Here is a 19328-nt window from a genome sequence, read left to right as displayed (position 1 = left end):
GCGAGGGTAAAGCGTGCAAGTATTGATAAAAAAACGCTTTCGGATTGCTTGTTTTTGATTATTTTGGGTTTTTTTTGCGGTGATGTGCCGAATATGTAGCGGCGATTGCGAGCGCTTAACCGAGCAGGCTTAGCACGGCTTGCGGCCGTTGATTGGCTTGGGCAAGTACGCTTTGCGCGGCTTGCTGAATGATCTGGCGAGAAACCAGGTTTGAGGTTTCTGCAGCAAAATCAGTGTCGAGAATCCGGGAGCGGCTAGCTGCAGCGTTTTCGGCAATGCTTTGCAGGTTATTGATCGTGCTTTCCAGGCGGTTTTGCAGTGCCCCCATGTAGCCACGCTGGCGGTCGATATAGGCCAGGGCATCATCAATATCCATCACCGCCAGACCGGGCGTCTTGCTGAGGTCCAGGCGGCTCAGGGCCATTGCGTCGGCACTGAATGAGCTGAAGCCAACTTGGATGGTTTCATACGCTTCGGCCCCAACTTGGAATTGAGTGATGGTATTGCCGCCTACGCCCTTGGCGTTAAACAGTTCAGGCTCAACTAGCTTGAAACCTTGTGAGCCGGGGAAGCCTGTGCCTTGGTTTAGCAGTACATTCTCAGCAGTCAAAACATTACCGCCGTCAGCATCGAAACCACCAATCGCCCCGGTATCGGCGTTGGTCAGGTCCAGTCCGGCTATGTAGGTCGCCGCATCCGCGTTGAACTGGGTGCTGAAGTCCGCCAAGCTGCTGAATGCGCCTTTACTGGCATTGGTCAACGCCTGATCCAGGGTCGAGCCGCTGTTCTGTTTCAGGTAACCCATGATGTCTTTGATGCCCTTGCCGCCCGCCGCCTTGATTTCGTCATGCATGTAACGAATGGCGGCATAGCCGCCGGAATAGCCTGCTGAGCCGCTGACATCATCAGCGTTAAATGCCGCCAGAATGGCCGCCGTATTGGTGCCGCCAGCGGTGTCCCCAGCCAGTCGCTCATCAGCCCCCTGTACGGCCTCGGCGCTGCCCTCGATAAACCAGCTGGGCAGTCCGGCAAAGTTCATGGTGCGGCCCATGACCGCATGCGCCATTTCATGGGCAATAACCCGGTCGGTGTATTGCGGCGTACTGCCGCCGTTGGGCAGGGTTGAGGCATCAAAGTAGGCGAGGTTGACGTTGAGAACCTGATTAAAGATCTTCCCGCCAGCCCCCGAACTGCCTGAAACAGAAGCCAGTGCTTGGCTGGAGGAGTCGTTGGTAAAGGTGATTTTCAGTTCAGCACCATCCGCGCTCAGGCCAAACGCATCGGCCACACGCTGTTCACCCTCGCTGATCCAGAATCCTTTCAGAGCGTTGAGCACGGCCCTCTGATCGAGGTCGCCGAGGACCGAGAAAGTGCCTTGGTCAAACACCTTACGGCCAGCAAAGGTCGTGGTTTCGTTAACGCGGTTGATCTCTTGCAGCAGCTGTTGAGCTTCTTGATCCAAGGCAGTGCGTTCACTGGCTCCGTTGGAGCCGTTCATGGCCTGCAAACCGAGCGCGCGAATGCGCTGCAGGGCATCGGTGACGCTTTGCAACGCGCCTTCACCTACCTGCAGCAGCGATATGCCGTCGTTTGCATTGCGCGTAGCCACATTCAGCCCCCGCACCTGCGAGGTCAGACGGTTGGAGATTTGCAGCCCGGCGGCATCGTCCTTCGCGCTGTTGATGCGTTGTCCCGTGGACAGACGCTGCAGCGAAGTGCTCAGGGCCGTGCTGTTGCTCTCCAGTTGGCGACGTGTAAACGACGACGAGATGTTGGTATTAACCGTCAGCATCTTCGTGCGTACCCACTCAGCCGGACGGAAAGCCCGGCGTCACAGACGTAATCGGCATGCGCTGAAGGGTCTTGAAAGAGTTACGGAGCAAGTCGACGAACGGTTATGGCGTAAAAGCGCCGATAAAAATTGCCGGGTCAACCCGAGCATCGTTCAGGCTGACGTTCCAGTGCAGGTGCGGGCCAGTGGCCCGCCCAGTGGCGCCGACTTTACCGAGCACGCCGCCACGCGGCAGTTCATCGCCCACCTTCACGCCAATCACCGACAAATGGCAGAACATGCTGATCAGGCCTTGGCCGTGGTCGACGAATACGGTTTTGCCATTGAAGAAGTAATCGCCCACCAGAATCACTTTTCCCGCAGCTGGCGCCTTGATCGAAGTGCCACGGCTGGCGGCGAAGTCCAGGCCAGAGTGCGGGTTGCGCTCCTCGCCGTTAAAGAAACGGCGTAAACCGAAGGGGCTGGATAGCGGGCCGTTCACCGGCCTGTCAAACAGCAGATTGCTCGGCTGGCGCGCGCTGAACTGCTGGTAGGCACGTGTCTGTTCGGCCAGTTCGCGTTCGATACGCGCAAGGTTCTTGGCGTTCGGATTGACCTGCTGCTGATTCTTGATGGTGATGCGCTGTTCGACGTAATGCTTACTGCCGACCTGAAAGCTCAGTGTCTGGCTGCCGTTGACGCTGATCTGCTGGCTGCCCGGTTTGATGCTTAGCGGGATGCCGACGATGGCGATCCAGCGCTGCTGGTCTTCGTGAACCACCAGAACCGGTTTGCTGTGATAGCGAACCGTGGGTGCGCTGCTTGCCGGCCCCAGATCAACCACGGCCACGCCGCCCGGCACCGGTTTATTGAGCAGCCGGCTGATAAAGCCTTCGGCGTGGACAGGCAGTGCGAGGCAGAACAGGGTAAGCAGGGTGAACAGGCGCATTGGATATCCGTAGGGTGGATAACGCGAAGCTTATCCACCGTTTTAAAAGGTAAATCGAAAAGGTCAGTCGAGCAGCGAGAGGGTGGCCGGCTGCACATGGTTGTCTTCAACTCGCACATCCAGCTCGCCGTTGCCTAGGCGCGCCTTTAAGCGTTGACCTGGCTGGGTGTCGGCAGCGTTGCGGATGGCGCGGCCGCGCTCATCCAGCAGGATGCTGTAGCCACGCCCGAGGGTCGCCAGCGGGCTGACCGCATGCAGGGTGTGCATCTGGCTGTGCAGTTGCAGGTGACGCTGTTTGAGACCTTCGCGCATGCTGCGCTGCAGGCGTTCGGCCAGGGCCTGCAGGCGCTGATCGAGCAGCTTGAGGTTGCGTTCCGGGTGCAGGCTGAGCAGGCGGGTCTGCAAGTGTTTCAGGCGTTCGCGGCGGCTATTCAGCTGGCGTGCGAAGGCGCGGGTCAGGCGCATCTCCAGATCATCCACGCGCTGGGCGTGCTGGCGCAGGCGTTCGCCAGGGTGGCGCAAGCGCCGCTGCAACCCTTCCAGGCGCATACGTTCGCGCTCTAGGCGGTGTTGCATGCGCAGGTTGAGGCGGCGCTTGAGGTTATGCAGGCGCTGCACCAGTTCGCTGCTGTCGGGGGCCAGCAGCTCAGCGGCGGCAGAAGGCGTCGGCGCGCGCACGTCGGCGACAAAATCGGCAATGGACACATCGGTTTCATGGCCCACGGCGCTGACGATGGGCGTGATGCATGCGGCAATGGCGCGGGCCACCGGCTCTTCGTTAAAGCACCAGAGGTCTTCCAGTGAACCGCCGCCGCGAGCCAGGATCAGCGCATCGAAACCCTTGCGGTCTGCCACGCCAAGGGCGCGGACGATCTGTGCAGTGGCTTCACGGCCTTGCACGGCGGTGGGGATCAGGGTTAGTTCGACCTGCGGTGCGCGACGGCGAAATACGCTGATGATGTCGCGGATTACCGCGCCGGTCGGTGAGCTGATAATGCCGATGCGCTTGGGGTGGGGCGGTAGGGCGATTTTATGCTCGGCTGCGAACAAACCTTCAGCGCTGAGTTTTTCCTTTAATGCCTCGAACGCCAGACGCAGCGCACCGTCGCCGGCAGGCTCCACGGCATCGAGAATCAGCTGGTAATCACCGCGCCCTTCAAACAACGAGACCTTGCCGCGTACTTTCACGGCCAGGCCATCACGCAAGGCTTGGCGTACTTTGGCGGCGTTTTGCCGGAACAATGCACAGCGTACCTGGGCCTGACTGTCTTTCAGGGTGAAGTAGATATGCCCAGACGCCGGCTTGGCCAAGTTGGATATCTCGCCTTCAACCCAGATGCCGCCGAATACATCTTCCAGCAGCAGACGTGCGCGGTTGTTCAGTTGACTGACGCTGAGCACCTCGCGGTCGAGGTTCAGGCGTTGGAAGGGATCTTTGATCATGGCCGGCATAATAAAGGCTTTGCTCTGTCGGCCATAGCGGATTGGTCTTGACCGTCACCGTGAGCCCATTAAGCTGCGCGCCTTTAGCGCAAACCGAGTCCCGTTATGAGTGAGCAGCAAGCGATCATCGTGCCGCAGATTTCCAGCTTTCCCGGCCATGAGGCGCGGGCGCGGTTGATTGTGCGTTGGCTGGTTAAGCAGAACATCATCGAAGAGCAACTAACCACCTGCGGGCGCACCTATAAGCACATGGGCTACGGCATTGCCGAGGGCGCGCGGCGCGTAGTCGAGCGTCCTGAGCTGTTGCCGTTCGGCCAGGCGGTGCATGGTCTGGAGATTATCTACAAGCGCTGCATCTATACGCCGACCGCTGGCTTTCTTGAGGAGGCGGGCTGTGCGCAGTGTCGTAAGGAAATCGGCGGGCCACTGTTCGACAGCCTGGATGAGTGGATGCCAGGGCATACGGATAACTTCACTTGCCCGCGTTGTGGTCATGAAGATGACATCAACGGCTTTTTATTCCTGCAGCCCTGTGGCTTTTCCAACCTGGGTTTTATCTTCAATAACTGGGCTGATGCCGGTTTTAAGCAGAGCTTTCTCGATGAGTTTGCTGCGCGCTTGGGTTATGCGGTTTCGTTAGTGCGGGTGGATTTGTTTTAGCTCATCCCTGAGCTAGGTTGCTGATTAAAACTCGACGCTGGCTGACAGGCGCAGCTCGCGCGGTTCACCCACCGCGACACGCAGGTTGCCGCCGCTGGAGGGGTAGTACTCTTGGTTGAATAGGTTGCGGGCGTTCAGTTGCAGGCGGGTTTTGTCGCCCAGTAGCTGGCTTTCCCAGCTGATAAACGCATCGGCCACGGTGTAGCTGTCCAGCCAGAAGCTGTTGGTGTTATCCCCCGCGCGCTCGCCGACATAGCGCGCACCGCCGCCAATCCGCCATTGCCCCGCGTCACTGGGCAGGGCCAGATGGTGAGTGAGGTACAGGCTGGCGGTGTTTTGCGCAGCATTGACCAATTCATTGCCTTGGTTGGCCGGGTCGTCGAGGATTTCCGTGTCGGTGTAGGCGTAAGTGCCGAGCAGCTCCCAGCGTTCGGCAATGCGCCCGCTGACGTCGATTTCCACACCCTGCGATCCCACCTTGCCGGCCGCTTGCGAGGTGCCGTTGTTGCTGACCACAACGTTTTCTTTCTCGATATCGAACAGCGCCGCGCTGGCCGTGAGGGCATTGCCCAGGTCGAGCTTGGCGCCCACTTCGTAGCTGCGCCCTTGTTCCGGGTCGAATGCCTGCCCAGTGTCGGTGTCGGAGGCGTTGGGCACGAACGAGCGGCTGTAGTTGCCGTAGAGCGAAACCTGTTGGTTGAGCTGGTAAACCAAGCCTGCAAACGGCAGAAAGGCTTTGTCTTGGCGGTCGGTGGTTTTCGTGTAGTTTTTGCCACGGCCTTGTTCGACCAACTGCTCAAAGTGCTGATAGCGAGCGCCGGCCACCACTATCCATTGCTCGTTGAGGTGCCAGTTGTCTTTCACATACAGCGAGCGTGAGTGCAGTTGGTCGTTTCTATCGCTTTGCGCGCTGTTCAGCGCCGATGGCTCGGGGAGGTTGCCGTAGGCAGGCATATAGATATTGAAACCGCCCACTGCCGTGCCACGATAGGTATCACCACGGAAGTTATCGACGCGCTCGGTATCGGCGCCGATTAGCAGGTCATGGCGTTGGCCGAACAGCGTGCTGTTACCGATCCAGTCCCAGGCCAGATATTGGGTTTGATTGTCGTGTTCGCTGCCATCGGCGCGGCGGCTGAGTGCGCCGGTGGTTGCGTTGAGCGCGCTGGGGCGTGCCTCGGCATAGTCGTAGCGCTCGTTGTTCCAGCCGTAGGTCAGGCGGCTCAGCCAGTCCGGATTGAGCTGGTATTCGACCTTGGCAGTGAATAGTTCATCGGTGCCTTCAGCTTTTGCCCAGCTCTCGTTGAAACGTGCGTTGTACTTGGTATTTGCCGGCCTGCCGTTGACGATCACCGTGCCGCGATCCATTGGCGCTGAGTATTCCTTGCGCTCATAAGCCAGGGTGATGCGCAGGTCATCGCCGGTCCAGCTTAAGGAAGGGACGATCAGGGTGTGGTTGTCCGCACCAAAGTTGCGCCAATAGTCCTCGTGCTGTCGTTCAGCAATCAGGCGGTAGGCAAAGCCGCTGTCGCCCAGCGGGCCGGTGGTGTCGAAGGACAGGTTGCCGCCGCCGAAGCTGGAGTGTTCGCCGCTTACTTTGCTGTAACGAAGGTATTCCGGTTGTTTGCTGATGACGTTGATCAGGCCGCCAGGCTCCAGTGCGCCATAAAGCAAGGAGGCCGGCCCTTTGAGTACTTCCACACGCTCAGTAGTGGCGCTGAAGTTACGCGACAGGCTGGAACGGATGCCGTCACGCAGAATTGAGCCGTCAGCGTTACTGCCGAAGCCACGTTTGACGAAGCCATCCTGGGTTCCGGCCAGGGTATTGCTCTGGGTAATGCCGCTGACGAACTTCATTGCGTCGTCCAGCGACTGCACCTGATAGTCCTCGATCACCTGCTCAGTCACCACTTGCACGGCTTGGGCTTCCTGCATGATCGGCACGGCGCTTTTGCTGGCGGTGCTGGCAGTCTGTGTGGTGTAGCTGTCTGCGGCTTCACGTGGCGCGGTAACGGCCTGGCTGGGTAGCTCAAGTGGGCTGGTGGTTTCGGCGGCGAGGCTGTTTGTAGTCGGTGCCAAGGCGAGGGCGAGCAGGGTGGCGCGCCAGGCGTGTGGGCTGTAAGAGAGGCGGTTGTAAGGCATTTACTACTCAATTGCGGGTGTTTTTGAGAATCATTATTGTATTCGTCATGTTCCGCGCTTGGATAGCGCTGCGTAAGCGGGTGCAGAGCAATGTGATTGTTTGCGTTGAGTGCAGAGGGGCGTCTGAGTATAATGGCGCGCTTCCAATTTTCCCGTCCGGGAGCCCCCGCCATGCTGCGTATCAGTCAAGAAGCTCTTACCTTCGACGACGTTCTACTTATTCCAGGTTATTCCGAAGTTCTGCCGAAGGATGTCAGCCTCAAAACGCGTCTGACCCGTGGCATTGAACTGAATATTCCGTTGCTCTCTGCTGCCATGGATACCGTGACTGAAGCCCGTCTGGCGATTGCCATGGCTCAGGAAGGCGGCATCGGCATCATCCACAAGAACATGACCGTCGAGCAGCAAGCTGCCGAAGTACGTAAGGTCAAACGCTACGAGGCGGGCGTGGTCAAGGACCCGATCACCATCGAAGCCGACGCCACCGTGCGTGATCTGTTCGACCTGACCCGCATGCACAACATCTCCGGTGTACCGGTGCTGAGCGATGGTGACTTGGTCGGCATCGTCACCTCCCGTGACGTGCGTTTCGAGAACCGCCTGGACGCCACCGTGCGTGAAGTGATGACGCCGAAAGAGCGTCTGGTCACCGTCCCGGAAGGTGCCGACAAAGACCTGGTGCGCGAGCTGCTGCACAAGCACCGCATCGAAAAAGTCCTGATCGTCGATGCTGCCTTCCACCTGAAGGGCATGATGACCGTCAAGGACATCGAAAAAGCCAAAGCCTACCCGCTGGCCAGCAAGGACGACCAAGGTCGCCTGCGTGTTGGTGCAGCTGTTGGTACCGGTGCCGATACCGCTGACCGCGTCGCGGCACTGGCTAACGCCGGCGTTGACGTGATCATCGTCGACACCGCCCACGGCCACTCCAAAGGCGTGATCGACCGCGTGCGTTGGGTCAAGCAGAACTTCCCGGACGTGCAGGTGATCGGCGGCAACATCGCCACCGGCGAAGCCGCCAAGGCCCTGGCCGACGCCGGCGCCGATGCGGTCAAGGTCGGCATCGGCCCAGGCTCGATCTGCACCACGCGCATCGTCGCGGGTGTCGGCGTGCCGCAAATCTCCGCCGTGGCTAACGTTGCCGCCGCACTGGCTGGCACCGGTGTGCCGTTGATCGCCGATGGCGGGATTCGTTTCTCCGGTGACCTGTCCAAAGCCATCGTCGCCGGTGCGTCCTGCGTGATGATCGGTTCGATGCTCGCCGGTACTGAAGAAGCGCCGGGTGAAGTCGAGCTGTTCCAGGGCCGTTCCTACAAGGCATACCGCGGCATGGGTTCGCTGGGTGCGATGGCGCAGGCACAGGGCTCCTCGGATCGTTACTTTCAGGACTCCTCGGCCGGTGCCGAGAAGCTGGTGCCGGAAGGCATCGAAGGCCGCGTGCCATACAAAGGCGCAATGGCAGCCATCGTTCACCAGCTGATGGGCGGCCTGCGCGCCTCCATGGGCTACACCGGTTGTGCGACGATCGAAGAGATGCGCAGCAAGCCTGAGTTTGTGCGCATCACCGGCGCTGGCATGGCCGAGTCGCATGTCCACGACGTACAGATCACCAAAGAGGCACCGAACTATCGCGTCGGCTAAAAAATCGATTTGACGCTGCTGCGCTTGGCCATGCTGCGTTGAAAAGAAACTCGAAATGCTCATTGGCTTCAGCCAACTCCGCTTTCTCGCTTCTTTTCGCCTTGCCTGACCTGCGCTCGCGACGCGGCAAATCGATTTTTGGAAAGATTGGGAAAGCGCGGGGCTGTTGCTGTTGAGAAAAACGGGGCAGCCCCGAGTTATTTGTGAATTTCGCTACGAGAGACGGCCATGGCTCATCAAGACATCCACGCTCACCGCATCCTGATTCTGGATTTCGGCTCCCAGTACACCCAGCTGATCGCCCGCCGCGTGCGCGAGATCGGCGTGTATTGCGAGCTGCACCCGTTCGACATGAGCGACGATGACATCCGTGCCTTCGCCCCGCGCGGGATTATCCTCGCCGGTGGCCCGGAGTCGGTGCATGAAGCCGGCAGCCCGCGTGCACCGAAAGCCGTATTCGACCTCGGTGTGCCGGTTTTCGGTATCTGCTACGGCATGCAGACCATGGCTGAGCAACTGGGCGGCAAGGTTGAAGGCTCCGAACTGCGTGAGTTCGGCTATGCCCGCGTTGATATCGTCGGCAAAGCCCGCCTGCTCAACGGCATCGAAGACCATGTCGATGACGACGGCGTGTTCGGCCTCGACGTGTGGATGAGCCACGGTGACAAAGTCACCGCCATGCCAGCCGGCTTCCATATTCTCGCCAGCACCCCGAGCTGCCCGATTGCCGCCATGGCCGACGACAGCCGCGGCTACTACGGCGTGCAGTTCCACCCGGAAGTGACCCACACCAAGCAGGGCGGTCGCATCCTCTCGCGCTTTATTCTGGAAATCTGCGGCTGCGAAGCGCTGTGGACTGCCTCCAACATCGTTGAAGACGCCATCGCCAACGTGCGCGCCCAGGTTGGCAGCGCCAACGTACTGCTCGGCCTGTCCGGCGGCGTGGATTCCTCGGTGGTTGCGGCGCTGTTGCACAAGGCTATCGGCGATCAGCTGACCTGCGTATTCGTCGACAACGGCCTGCTGCGTCTGCACGAAGGCGAGCAAGTGATGGCCATGTTCGCCGAGAACATGGGTGTCAAAGTGATTCGCGCCAACGCCGAAGAGCAGTTCCTCGGTAACCTGGCCGGCGAAGCCGACCCGGAGAAGAAGCGCAAGATCATCGGCCGCACCTTTATCGACGTGTTCGATGCCGAATCTTGCAAGCTGGACAACATCAAGTTCCTCGCCCAAGGCACCATCTACCCGGACGTGATCGAGTCGGCTGGCGCGAAAAGCGGCAAGGCCCACGTGATCAAGTCGCACCACAACGTCGGCGGCCTGCCGGAAGAAATGAACCTGAAACTGGTCGAGCCACTGCGCGAACTGTTCAAGGACGAAGTGCGTCGTCTGGGTCTGGAGTTGGGCCTGCCGTACGACATGGTCTACCGTCACCCATTCCCGGGCCCAGGCCTGGGCGTGCGCATCCTCGGTGAAGTGAAAAAGGAATACGCCGACCTGCTGCGCCGCGCCGACCACATCTTTATCGAAGAACTGCGCAAGGCCGACTGGTACCACAAGGTCAGCCAGGCGTTCGTGGTGTTTCAGCCGGTTAAGTCGGTTGGCGTGGTTGGCGATGGCCGTCGTTACGCCTGGGTTGTTGCCCTGCGCGCGGTGGAGACTGTCGATTTTATGACCGCACGTTGGGCGCACCTGCCGTACGAGCTGTTGGAGACCGTTAGCGGCCGCATCATCAACGAAATCGAAGGCATCTCCCGCGTCACCTATGACGTGTCGAGCAAGCCGCCTGCCACCATCGAGTGGGAGTGAGTTAACAACAAGGGTGCTGCGGGCGCCCTTGTTGTTTCTGCTGCGGCGTCCTGTCCGTTTTTCGGGGTCGTCAATCCTGCCGCTTAAATGAGAAGATATTGCAATTGGTGGTCCGGTTTTAATCCGGCTTGATATCTTCCCGGATTGCATCCGGGCTACGGGAATCTCAATGTCTTTTACCCGCAGACAAATGCTGGTTGGCCTGGCAGGGCTTGGTGTCGTCGGCCTGGGCGCTGGTGGCGTGCGCTATTGGCTGGGCCGCCCGGAGAATCTGGCGACCCACGACTACGAGCTGATCGCTGCGCCGCTGGATATCGAGTTGGTGCCGGGCCATAGCACGCCGGCCTGGGCTTACGGCGGTCAGGCGCCGGGTGTGGAGCTGCGCTGCCGTCAGGGCGAGCGCTTGCGTGTGCGCTTTATCAACAAGCTGGACGTGCCGACCACTATTCACTGGCACGGCATCCGCCTGCCGCTGGAAATGGACGGTGTGCCTTATGTGTCGCAGGCGCCGGTGCTGCCGGGTGAGTACTTTAACTACAACTTCATCACCCCCGATGCCGGCAGCTTCTGGTATCACCCGCACGTCACCAGCAGCGAGCAGCTGGGCCGTGGTTTAGTCGGTGCGCTGATTGTCGAGGAGCGCGAGCCGACGGGCTTTCGCCACGACCACACGCTGAGCCTGAAAAGCTGGCATATCGACGAGCAGGGCGCATTTACTGCATTCAGCGTGCCGCGCGAAGCGGCGCGGGGCGGTACACCGGGGCGGCTGAGTACGGTCAATGGCCAGCATGCGCCGACTCTGGATTTACCCGCCGGGCAGGTGGTGCGCCTGCGTCTGATCAATCTGGATAACACCCTGACCTATCGCCTCAATCTGCCTGGCGCGGATGCGCGCATCTATGCACTGGATGGCAATCCGGTCGAGCCACGGCCGCTGGGCAAGGAGTACTGGCTAGGGCCGGGTATGCGCATTGAGCTGGGGCTGAAGGTGCCGGCAGCTGGCGCGGAGCTGTCGCTGCGTAATGGGCCATTGCGCCTGGCGACTCTACGCGCGCAGCCCAGTGCCGAGGGGGCGGGTGAGTGGCCGCCTGCGTTGCCCGCCAATCCGGTGGCTGAGCCTGATCTGGCCAATGCAGAAACCGTCAAGTTCAGCTTCGAATGGGCCGGCGCGGTTTCGGTTGGTTTGGCCCAGGGCGCGGCGCACAGCTTCTGGCAGATCAATGGCCAGGCCTGGGATATCAATGACAAGACCTGCGCCGACCGGCCGATTGCCCGTCTGCAGCTGGGCAAGAGCTATATCTTCGAGCTGCGCAACCTCAGCCAATATCAGCACCCGATCCACCTGCACGGCATGACCTTCAAGGTACTGGCCTCGGACCGCAAGTCGATCATTCCGTATTTCACCGACACCTACCTGCTGGGCAAGAATGAGCGTGCCCGCGTCGCGCTGGTCGCCGATAATCCTGGGGTATGGATGTTCCACTGCCATGTGATCGACCATATGGAAACCGGTCTGATGGCATCAATCGAGGTCGTGTAAGCGTGCGCCAACCCCTGATTATTGATCGCAGCCAGGATCAGCACTTTATGCGCGAGGCTCTGGCCCTGGCCGCCGAAGGCGCCGCCTTGGGCGAGGTGCCGGTCGGCGCGGTGCTGGTGCAGGATGGCCAGATTGTCGGGCGCGGTTTCAATTGCCCGATCTCCACCCATGACCCTAGCGCCCACGCTGAAATGGTGGCGATTCGCGCCGCCGCGCAAGCCGTGGATAACTACCGCCTGCCTGGCAGCACCCTGTATGTCACCTTGGAGCCGTGCAGTATGTGCGCTGGCCTGATTGTGCATGCGCGGGTGCAGCGCGTGGTGTATGGCGCGACTGAACCCAAAGCCGGGGTGGCAATCAGTCGTGGGCAGTTTTTCAGCCAGGAGTTCCTCAATCACCGGGTGCTGATCGAGGGTGGTGTGTTGGCGGAGGAGTGTGGGGCAGTGCTGAGTGCTTTTTTTAAAGCTAGGCGCGAGCAGCGTTAAAGCGGTGGGGTCTGCTCATTGGGCTGGCGCTTGTCGATGCCCGGCAGGTGCTGATTGCTTTCCGCGAGCTGGGAGCCTTCCAGCTGCGGTTGGGTTACCCAGGTGAGGATGTCGTAGTAGCGGCGGATGTTGCGCACAAAGTGCACCGGCTCACCGCCGCGGGCATAGCCATAACGGGTTTTGCTGTACCACTGCTTCTGCGCCAGGCGCGGCAGGATCTTCTGCACATCCAGCCATTTATTCGGGTCCAGGCCTTCGGCCTCGGTGAGCTTGCGCGCATCTTCCAGATGGCCGCCGCCGATGTTGTAGGAGGCCAGGGCGAACCAGGTGCGATCCGGCTCCTGAATGCTCTCCGGCAGCTGATCCTTCACGTAAACAATATATTTGGCGCCGCCTTCGATACTCTGTTTGGGGTTCAGGCGATCCGACACGCCCATGGCCTGAGCGGTGCGCAGGGTCAGCATCATCAGTCCGCGTACACCGGTTTTCGAGGTGGCGGTGGGTTGCCAGAGTGACTCCTGATAACCCATGGCGGCGAGCAGGCGCCAGTCGACCTGATTGGCCTGGGCGGCTTCGCGAAAGTACTTCTCGTAGCGCGGTAGGCGTTGCTGCAGGTGTTTGGCGAAGGTGTAGGCGCCGACGTAACCGAGTACGTCGACATGGCCGTAGTAGCGATCCTTCAACCGTTGCAGGCTGCCATTCTTGTGGGCGCGCTCGATAAAGGCATTCATCTCATCCAGCAGGCTGCGGTCCTCGCCGGGGGCGGTGGCCCAGGCCAGGTTCTGTGCGTCACCCAGGTCAAAGGCCACGCGCACGTTGGAGAAGTACACCTGGTTCATCGCCAGTTCGTTGGAATCGACCAGGGTCAGGTCGATCTGCCCTTCATCGACCATGCGCAGCAGGTCGACCACCTCGACGGCGGCGGATTCTTCGTAAGCCAGCTCCGGCAGCTGCAGCTTGAGGGCGGCCAGTTGTTCGGCGTGGCTGCTGCCTTTAAGCACCAGAATGCGTTTGCCGAGTAGATCGTCCGGGCGGGTCGGGCGTTGCTGGCCGTTGCGGTAGATCACCTGGGGGGTGACTTCGAGATAGGGCAGGGAGAAGCGTGCGTGTTGCTGCCGTCCGTCGCTTTCTACCAGGCCAGCGGCAGCCAGTACCGGGCCGTTGGGTTTGTTTAGGCTGGCGAACAGCTCGTCGAGGTTGTCGGCGGTTTCGATTTTCAGCTCAAGGCCCAGGTCGTCGGCAAAGCGCTTCACCAACTCGTATTCGAAGCCGGTTTCGCCGTTACGGTCCTGGAAATAGGTGGCTGGGCTGTTACGGGTGATCACCCGCAGTACACCCTCCGCCTGAACGCGCTCGAGTGTGCTGGGTTCTTCAGCACAGCCGCCGAGCACCAGGAGGATTCCGATCACCGACAGCCAGCAGGCGCGGCGCACACGGAACGCAGAGTGGGCAAACATTGGCGCAGTATACGCAAAGCATGGGGCGCGCCATATCTCGACAGCGGGTTGCTTCTCTGCTAGCGCAGTTGCTACGTTTGGCCCGCCTTCACGGGTGCCGTTGGCGGCGCTTTAGGCTAGAATGCACGGCCTCAAAGTACACCCCTTCCCAGAGGCTGTCCCCGATGTTGATCCTGCGCGGCGCTCCCGCCCTTTCTGCTTTCCGTCACGGCAAACTGCTTGAGCAACTGACCAGCAAGGTTCCTGCGGTCACCGGCCTGTATGCCGAGTTCGCGCATTTCGCTGAAGTCACCGGCGTGCTTAACGCCGACGAAGAGCAGGTATTGGCCCGTTTGCTGAAGTACGGCCCGAGTGTGCCGGTGCAGGAGCCAAGCGGCCGCCTGTTCCTGACCATTCCGCGCTTTGGCACCATCTCGCCGTGGTCGAGCAAGGCCAGCGACATCGCTCGCAACTGCGGCCTGGCGAAGATTCAGCGCATTGAGCGCGGCTTGGCCTATTACGTCAGCGGCGAGCTGAATGCTGCCGAGGCGCAGCAGGTTGCCGACGTGCTGCATGACCGCATGACTCAGCTGGTGCTGGATAACCTCGAAGGTGCTGCGGCGTTGTTTAGCCACGCCCAGCCCAAGCCGCTGACTGCGGTGGACATTCTCGGTGGCGGCCGCGCCGCCCTGGAAAAGGCCAACGTTGAGCTGGGCCTGGCCCTGGCCGAAGACGAAATCGACTACCTGGTGACCAGCTTCAACGGTCTGGGGCGCAACCCCCACGACATCGAACTGATGATGTTCGCCCAGGCCAACTCCGAGCACTGCCGGCACAAGATCTTCAATGCCAGCTGGGATATCGACGGCCAGAGTCAGGAAAAATCCCTGTTCGGCATGATCAAGAACACCTACCAGATGCACAGCGAAGGTGTGTTGTCCGCTTATAAGGACAACGCCTCGGTGATCGTGGGTAGCGTCGCTGGGCGTTTCTTCCCGGACCCTGAGACTCGCCAGTACGGAGCGACCCAGGAACCGGTGCATATTCTGATGAAGGTGGAAACCCACAACCACCCGACGGCTATCTCGCCGTTCTCCGGTGCGTCCACTGGTTCCGGTGGCGAGATTCGTGACGAAGGTGCCACCGGCCGTGGTGCCAAGCCGAAAGCAGGCCTCACCGGTTTCACCGTATCCAACCTGAACATCCCCGGTTTCGAGCAGCCCTGGGAAGTGCCCTATGGCAAGCCCGAGCGCATCGTTACTGCGCTGGACATCATGATTGAAGGCCCGCTGGGCGGCGCGGCGTTCAACAACGAGTTCGGCCGTCCGGCCCTGACTGGCTACTTCCGTACCTTCGAGCAGGCGATCCAGACCCCGCGCGGCGAAGAAGTGCGCGGCTATCACAAGCCGATCATGCTCGCCGGTGGCATGGGCAATATCCGTGCAGATCACGTGCAGAAGGGCGAGATCACTGTGGGCGCCAAGCTGATCGTGCTCGGTGGCCCAGCCATGCTGATTGGCCTGGGCGGCGGCGCCGCGTCCTCGGTCGCTACCGGTGCCAGCTCGGCTGACCTGGACTTCGCCTCGGTACAGCGCGAAAACCCGGAAATGGAGCGCCGCTGCCAGGAGGTGATCGACCGTTGCTGGCAGCTGGGTGACCACAACCCTATCGCCTTTATCCACGACGTTGGTGCCGGTGGTATTTCCAACGCCTTCCCCGAGCTGGTCAATGACGGTGGCCGCGGTGGCCGCTTCGAACTGCGCAACGTGCCGAATGACGAACCGGGCATGGCGCCGCACGAGATCTGGAGCAACGAGTCCCAGGAGCGCTACGTACTGGCCGTCAGCGCCGTCGATTTCGAGCGCTTCAAGGCGATCTGTGAACGCGAGCGTTGCCCGTTTGCCGTGGTCGGTGAGGCTACCGAAGAAGCCCACCTGACCGTGACCGACAGCCATTTCGCCAACACTCCGGTGGACATGCCACTGGAGGTGCTGCTGGGCAAGCCGCCACGCATGCACCGTTCGGCTGCTCGCGAAGCTGAACTGGGCGATGATTTCGATGCCAGCACCCTGGCCATCGACGAAGCCGTTACCCGCGTGCTGCATCACCCAGCCGTGGCCAGCAAGAGCTTCCTGATCACCATCGGCGACCGCACCATTACCGGTCTGGTTGCCCGTGACCAGATGGTTGGCCCGTGGCAGGTGCCGGTGGCCGATTGTGCTGTGACTGCCACCAGCTTCGACGTCTACACCGGTGAAGCCATGGCCATGGGCGAGCGCACACCGCTGGCGCTGCTGGATGCTGCGGCCTCCGGGCGCATGGCGATTGGCGAGACGCTGACCAACCTGGCCGCATCGCGCATCGAAAAGCTCTCCGACATCAAACTGTCCGCCAACTGGATGGCCGCTGCCGGCCACCCAGGCGAAGACGCGCGCCTGTACGACACCGTGAAAGCGGTCGGCATGCAGCTGTGTCCGGAGCTGGGCATCACCATCCCGGTGGGCAAGGACTCGATGTCGATGAAAACCCAATGGCGCGACGAGGGCACGGATAAGAGTGTGACCTCGCCGCTGTCGCTTGTGGTGACTGGCTTTGCTCCTGTCAGCGATATTCGCAAGACTCTGACCCCGCAACTGCGCATGGACAAGGGCGAAACCGACCTGATCCTGATCGACCTGGGCCGTGGACAGAACCGTATGGGCGCCTCGATCCTCACCCAGGTTTACGGCAAGCTCGGCACCCAGGCGCCGGATGTGGATGACGCCGAAGACCTCAAAGCCTTCTTTGCGGTAATCCAGGGTCTGAATGCTGACGGTCATATCCTCGCTTACCACGACCGTTCCGACGGTGGCTTGATGGTGACCGCGCTGGAGATGGCGTTTGCCGGTCATTGCGGTCTCAACCTGTTCCTCGACGCCTTGGCCGATAACAGCGCTGAGCTGGCCGCTGTGCTGTTCAACGAAGAGTTGGGCGCAGTGATTCAGGTGCATCAGGACGCCACCCCGGAAGTGCTGGCGCAGTTCAGCGCTGCCGGTCTAGGCGACTGCGTGGCGGTGATCGGTCAGCCGGTCAACAGCGACGACGTGGCAATCAGCTTCAACGGTCAGCCGGTATTCGGCGGCCAGCGCCGCTTGCTGCAGCGCCAGTGGGCGCAAACCAGCTACCAGATTCAGCGTCTGCGCGACAACGTGCAGTGTGCCGAGCAGGAGTTCGACACCATCCTCGACGAGGAAAACCCAGGGTTGTCGGCCAAGCTCAGCTTCGACGTCAATCAGGACATCAGTGCGCCGTATATCCGCAAGGGTGTACGTCCGCAGATCGCCGTGCTGCGTGAGCAGGGCGTCAACGGTCAGGTGGAAATGGCTGCGGCCTTCGACCGCGCGGGCTTCAACGCGATCGACGTGCATATGAGCGACATCCTCAGTGGCCGCGTCAGCCTGGACGAGTTCAAGGGTCTGGTCGCCTGCGGCGGCTTCTCCTACGGCGACGTGCTCGGTGCTGGCGAGGGCTGGGCCAAGTCGATCCTGTTCAACAGCCGCGCCCGTGACGGCTTCCAGGCGTTCTTCGAGCGCAAGGACAGCTTCAGTCTCGGCGTGTGCAACGGCTGCCAGATGATGAGCAACCTGCACGAGCTGATCCCTGGCACCGAGTTCTGGCCGCATTTCGTGCGTAACCGTTCCGAGCAGTTCGAGGCGCGCGTGGCCATGGTCCAGGTGCAGGAGTCGGCGTCGATCTTCCTGCGTGGCATGGCCGGTTCGCGCATGCCAATCGCCATCGCCCACGGTGAAGGGCATGCCGAGTTCGAGAACGAGGAAGCTCTGCTCGAAGCCGATCTGTCCGGCTGCGTGGCCATGCGCTTTATCGACAACCACGGCAAGGTCACCGAAACCTACCCGGCCAACCCCAACGGTTCGCCGCGCGGGATCACCGGTCTGACCAGCCGCGACGGCCGCGTGACCATCATGATGCCGCACCCGGAGCGGGTGTTCCGCGCCGTGCAGAACTCCTGGAAGCCGGATGACTGGCAGGAAGATGCCGGCTGGCTGCGGATGTTCCGCAACGCTCGCGTGTGGGTGGATTAACAGCGGCCGCAATGCGGCCCTCTGCTGACCCTCTCCCGCTTGTGGGAGAGGGTGCCCTAAGGGCGGGAGAGGGCGTGTGAATCCGCAAGACTCTGTTCTGCCTGAGGTGCGCCAGGTCAAATCTGGCGATACCTTGCTGCTGTGCCGCTGCGGGCGTTCGTCCCAGCTTCCCGATTGTGTTTCTGCCTGCCCTGATGTGCTTGAACTACAGCCTGAACGTGAGCAGTTTCTGCTGCTTTGCCGTTGCGCTCGCTCGCAACGTCTACCTTACTGTGATGGTAGCCATAACCAGCCGGTAAGCGGCTTCAAGGCCCGCTGGCGGCGTTTCTGGCGCGGCCTGTAGGTCTAGCTGATGGCGCTAATAGGTTGAACACGCAGCACATTATCCGGTCATAGGGTGCAAGTGTGATGGGCTGCGCGAATACCCGATAAGGCAAAATGCCATTATTGTGTGGCATCATTATCCAACTGTTTTTATCAGTCTTGCCGGCGGAGACTTCGATGTACAAGCTGTGCTTTTATGTGCCTGAAACTCATCTGGATGCCGTGAAGAACGCGGTATTCAGCGCCGGTGGCGGACGTATCGGTCAGTACGATCAGTGTTGTTGGCAGACCTTGGGGCAGGGCCAGTTCCGCGCTCTGGAAGGCAGTCAGCCATTTCTCGGCCAGCCAGGGCAGGTTGAGCAGGTGGCAGAGTGGAAAGTCGAGATGGTGGTGGCCGATGAGCTGATTCATGATGCCGTCAAGGCCATGAAGAAGCAGCATCCCTACGAGACGCCGGCTTTTGAGGTGTGGCGGCTGTCGGATATCCAGTTCTAACTCATAAAAAAGGCGCCTCTAAGGCGCCTTTTTTGTGTCTGCTGGTCAGGGTCTGATTTCGATCAGTGTGCCGTCTTTGACCAGGGCCCAGATCTCGCGCATGTCGGTGTTCTTCATGGCGATGCAGCCTTCGGTCCAGTCCAGGGTGTGGAAGAACCATTCGGGATATTCCTCGTCCAGCGGGGTGCCGTGGATCATGATCATGCCGCCGGCCGGTACGCCTTTGGCGCGGGCTTGCGCTTGGTCGCGGGCGTTGGGGTAGGAGATGTGCATGGACAAGTTGTACTTGTCGCTGGTCTTGCGCCAGTCGATCCAGTAGAAGCCTTCCGGGGTGCGCCGGTCGCCTTCGCGTTGTTTGGCCCCTTCAGGTTGTTTGCCCAGGGATACTCGGTAGGACTTGAGTGTGTCGCCGCGGCTGATCAGGTGCAGCTTGCGTTCGGATTTGACCACCAGCACTTTGTCTATGGTTTTGCCATTAAGGGGCGGGGTGCTGCTGGCGTGGCCAGTCAGGGCAACGGTCAGGCAGAGTAGGGCGAACAACCAGCGCATCG

The 19328-nt window shown here is 60.7% G+C and carries 14 protein-coding genes; 8 read left to right on the top strand and 6 right to left on the bottom strand.

Features of this window, described 5'->3' with window-relative positions; genetic code table 11:
• Positions 1-115: 115 nt before the first annotated feature.
• The 3 genes from Q8M42_RS14000 to xseA form a co-directional block, all read right to left on the bottom strand.
• The gene (locus tag Q8M42_RS14000; protein ID WP_304865553.1) at positions 116-1792 is read right to left on the bottom strand and encodes a flagellinolysin; all 1677 of its coding nucleotides are present in this window, start codon (positions 1790-1792) and stop codon (positions 116-118) included.
• Positions 1793-1895: 103 nt separating this feature from the next.
• Positions 1896-2720 carry a peptidoglycan DD-metalloendopeptidase family protein gene (locus Q8M42_RS13995; protein WP_304865552.1) on the bottom strand — a complete coding sequence of 275 codons (825 nt, stop codon included), beginning with the start codon at positions 2718-2720 and terminating at the stop codon, positions 1896-1898.
• Positions 2721-2783: 63 nt separating this feature from the next.
• A complete protein-coding gene (gene xseA, locus Q8M42_RS13990) occupies positions 2784-4163 on the bottom strand; it encodes an exodeoxyribonuclease VII large subunit (protein WP_304865550.1) in 1380 nt (459 codons plus the stop codon).
• A gap of 105 nt (positions 4164-4268) precedes the next feature.
• Between xseA and Q8M42_RS13985 the strand changes: the two genes are divergently transcribed.
• Positions 4269-4823 carry a sugar ABC transporter ATPase gene (locus Q8M42_RS13985; protein WP_304865548.1) on the top strand — a complete coding sequence of 185 codons (555 nt, stop codon included), beginning with the start codon at positions 4269-4271 and terminating at the stop codon, positions 4821-4823.
• 24 nt (positions 4824-4847) lie between these two features.
• On the opposite strand, the gene Q8M42_RS13980 is transcribed toward Q8M42_RS13985, so the two are convergent.
• The gene (locus tag Q8M42_RS13980) at positions 4848-6965 is read right to left on the bottom strand and encodes a TonB-dependent siderophore receptor (RefSeq protein ID WP_304865546.1); all 2118 of its coding nucleotides are present in this window, start codon (positions 6963-6965) and stop codon (positions 4848-4850) included.
• 171 nt (positions 6966-7136) lie between these two features.
• Between Q8M42_RS13980 and guaB the strand changes: the two genes are divergently transcribed.
• From guaB to tadA, 4 genes are all read left to right on the top strand, one after another.
• The gene (gene guaB, locus Q8M42_RS13975; protein ID WP_304865544.1) at positions 7137-8606 is read left to right on the top strand and encodes an IMP dehydrogenase; all 1470 of its coding nucleotides are present in this window, start codon (positions 7137-7139) and stop codon (positions 8604-8606) included.
• Positions 8607-8834: 228 nt separating this feature from the next.
• Positions 8835-10415: a glutamine-hydrolyzing GMP synthase gene (guaA, locus tag Q8M42_RS13970; RefSeq protein WP_304865542.1), complete on the top strand. Its 1581-nt coding sequence runs from the start codon at positions 8835-8837 to the stop codon at positions 10413-10415.
• Positions 10416-10584: 169 nt separating this feature from the next.
• A complete protein-coding gene (locus Q8M42_RS13965) occupies positions 10585-11955 on the top strand; it encodes a multicopper oxidase family protein (protein ID WP_304865540.1) in 1371 nt (456 codons plus the stop codon).
• Between the two features lie 2 nt (positions 11956-11957).
• Positions 11958-12440 (top strand): tRNA adenosine(34) deaminase TadA, encoded by a 483-nt coding sequence (gene tadA / locus Q8M42_RS13960; protein ID WP_304865538.1) that lies wholly within the window; start codon positions 11958-11960, stop codon positions 12438-12440.
• On the opposite strand, the gene mltF is transcribed toward tadA, so the two are convergent.
• Positions 12437-13897: a membrane-bound lytic murein transglycosylase MltF gene (gene mltF, locus Q8M42_RS13955; RefSeq protein ID WP_304865537.1), complete on the bottom strand. Its 1461-nt coding sequence runs from the start codon at positions 13895-13897 to the stop codon at positions 12437-12439. The genes tadA and mltF overlap by 4 nt on opposite strands.
• A gap of 164 nt (positions 13898-14061) precedes the next feature.
• Here mltF and purL point away from each other — a divergent pair, with 164 nt between their 5' ends.
• The 3 genes from purL to Q8M42_RS13940 all read left to right on the top strand — a co-directional run bounded on the left by purL (position 14062) and on the right by Q8M42_RS13940 (position 18777).
• Entirely contained in the window at positions 14062-17958 is a 3897-nt protein-coding gene (purL, locus tag Q8M42_RS13950) for a phosphoribosylformylglycinamidine synthase (protein ID WP_304865535.1), read from the top strand.
• A gap of 76 nt (positions 17959-18034) precedes the next feature.
• Positions 18035-18301: a CDGSH iron-sulfur domain-containing protein gene (locus Q8M42_RS21020; protein ID WP_370692702.1), complete on the top strand. Its 267-nt coding sequence runs from the start codon at positions 18035-18037 to the stop codon at positions 18299-18301.
• Between the two features lie 158 nt (positions 18302-18459).
• Positions 18460-18777, top strand: coding sequence for a YqfO family protein (locus Q8M42_RS13940; protein ID WP_304865533.1), 318 nt, complete (start codon positions 18460-18462; stop codon positions 18775-18777).
• A 45-nt stretch (positions 18778-18822) separates the two neighbouring features.
• On the opposite strand, the gene Q8M42_RS13935 is transcribed toward Q8M42_RS13940, so the two are convergent.
• Positions 18823-19326 carry a murein L,D-transpeptidase family protein gene (locus Q8M42_RS13935; RefSeq protein WP_304865531.1) on the bottom strand — a complete coding sequence of 168 codons (504 nt, stop codon included), beginning with the start codon at positions 19324-19326 and terminating at the stop codon, positions 18823-18825.
• Between the last annotated feature and the right edge of the window lie 2 nt (positions 19327-19328).

It is taken from the genome of Pseudomonas sp. (assembly GCF_030684895.1).
GTDB lineage: Bacteria > Pseudomonadota > Gammaproteobacteria > Pseudomonadales > Pseudomonadaceae > Aquipseudomonas.
This window is presented reverse-complemented; position numbering and strand designations above follow the sequence as displayed.

What these genes read in the sequence shown, in the direction of transcription:
- Q8M42_RS14000 (WP_304865553.1), bottom strand. Translation starts at nt 1,792, where the DNA reads ATGCTGACGGTTAATACCAACATCTCGTCGTCGTTTACACGTCGCCAA.
- Q8M42_RS13995 (WP_304865552.1), bottom strand. Translation starts at nt 2,720, where the DNA reads ATGCGCCTGTTCACCCTGCTTACCCTGTTCTGCCTCGCACTGCCTGTC.
- xseA (WP_304865550.1), bottom strand. Translation starts at nt 4,163, where the DNA reads ATGATCAAAGATCCCTTCCAACGCCTGAACCTCGACCGCGAGGTGCTC.
- Q8M42_RS13985 (WP_304865548.1), top strand. Translation starts at nt 4,269, where the DNA reads ATGAGTGAGCAGCAAGCGATCATCGTGCCGCAGATTTCCAGCTTTCCC.
- Q8M42_RS13980 (WP_304865546.1), bottom strand. Translation starts at nt 6,965, where the DNA reads ATGCCTTACAACCGCCTCTCTTACAGCCCACACGCCTGGCGCGCCACC.
- guaB (WP_304865544.1), top strand. Translation starts at nt 7,137, where the DNA reads ATGCTGCGTATCAGTCAAGAAGCTCTTACCTTCGACGACGTTCTACTT.
- guaA (WP_304865542.1), top strand. Translation starts at nt 8,835, where the DNA reads ATGGCTCATCAAGACATCCACGCTCACCGCATCCTGATTCTGGATTTC.
- Q8M42_RS13965 (WP_304865540.1), top strand. Translation starts at nt 10,585, where the DNA reads ATGTCTTTTACCCGCAGACAAATGCTGGTTGGCCTGGCAGGGCTTGGT.
- mltF (WP_304865537.1), bottom strand. Translation starts at nt 13,897, where the DNA reads ATGTTTGCCCACTCTGCGTTCCGTGTGCGCCGCGCCTGCTGGCTGTCG.
- purL (WP_304865535.1), top strand. Translation starts at nt 14,062, where the DNA reads ATGTTGATCCTGCGCGGCGCTCCCGCCCTTTCTGCTTTCCGTCACGGC.
- Q8M42_RS13940 (WP_304865533.1), top strand. Translation starts at nt 18,460, where the DNA reads ATGTACAAGCTGTGCTTTTATGTGCCTGAAACTCATCTGGATGCCGTG.
- Q8M42_RS13935 (WP_304865531.1), bottom strand. Translation starts at nt 19,326, where the DNA reads ATGCGCTGGTTGTTCGCCCTACTCTGCCTGACCGTTGCCCTGACTGGC.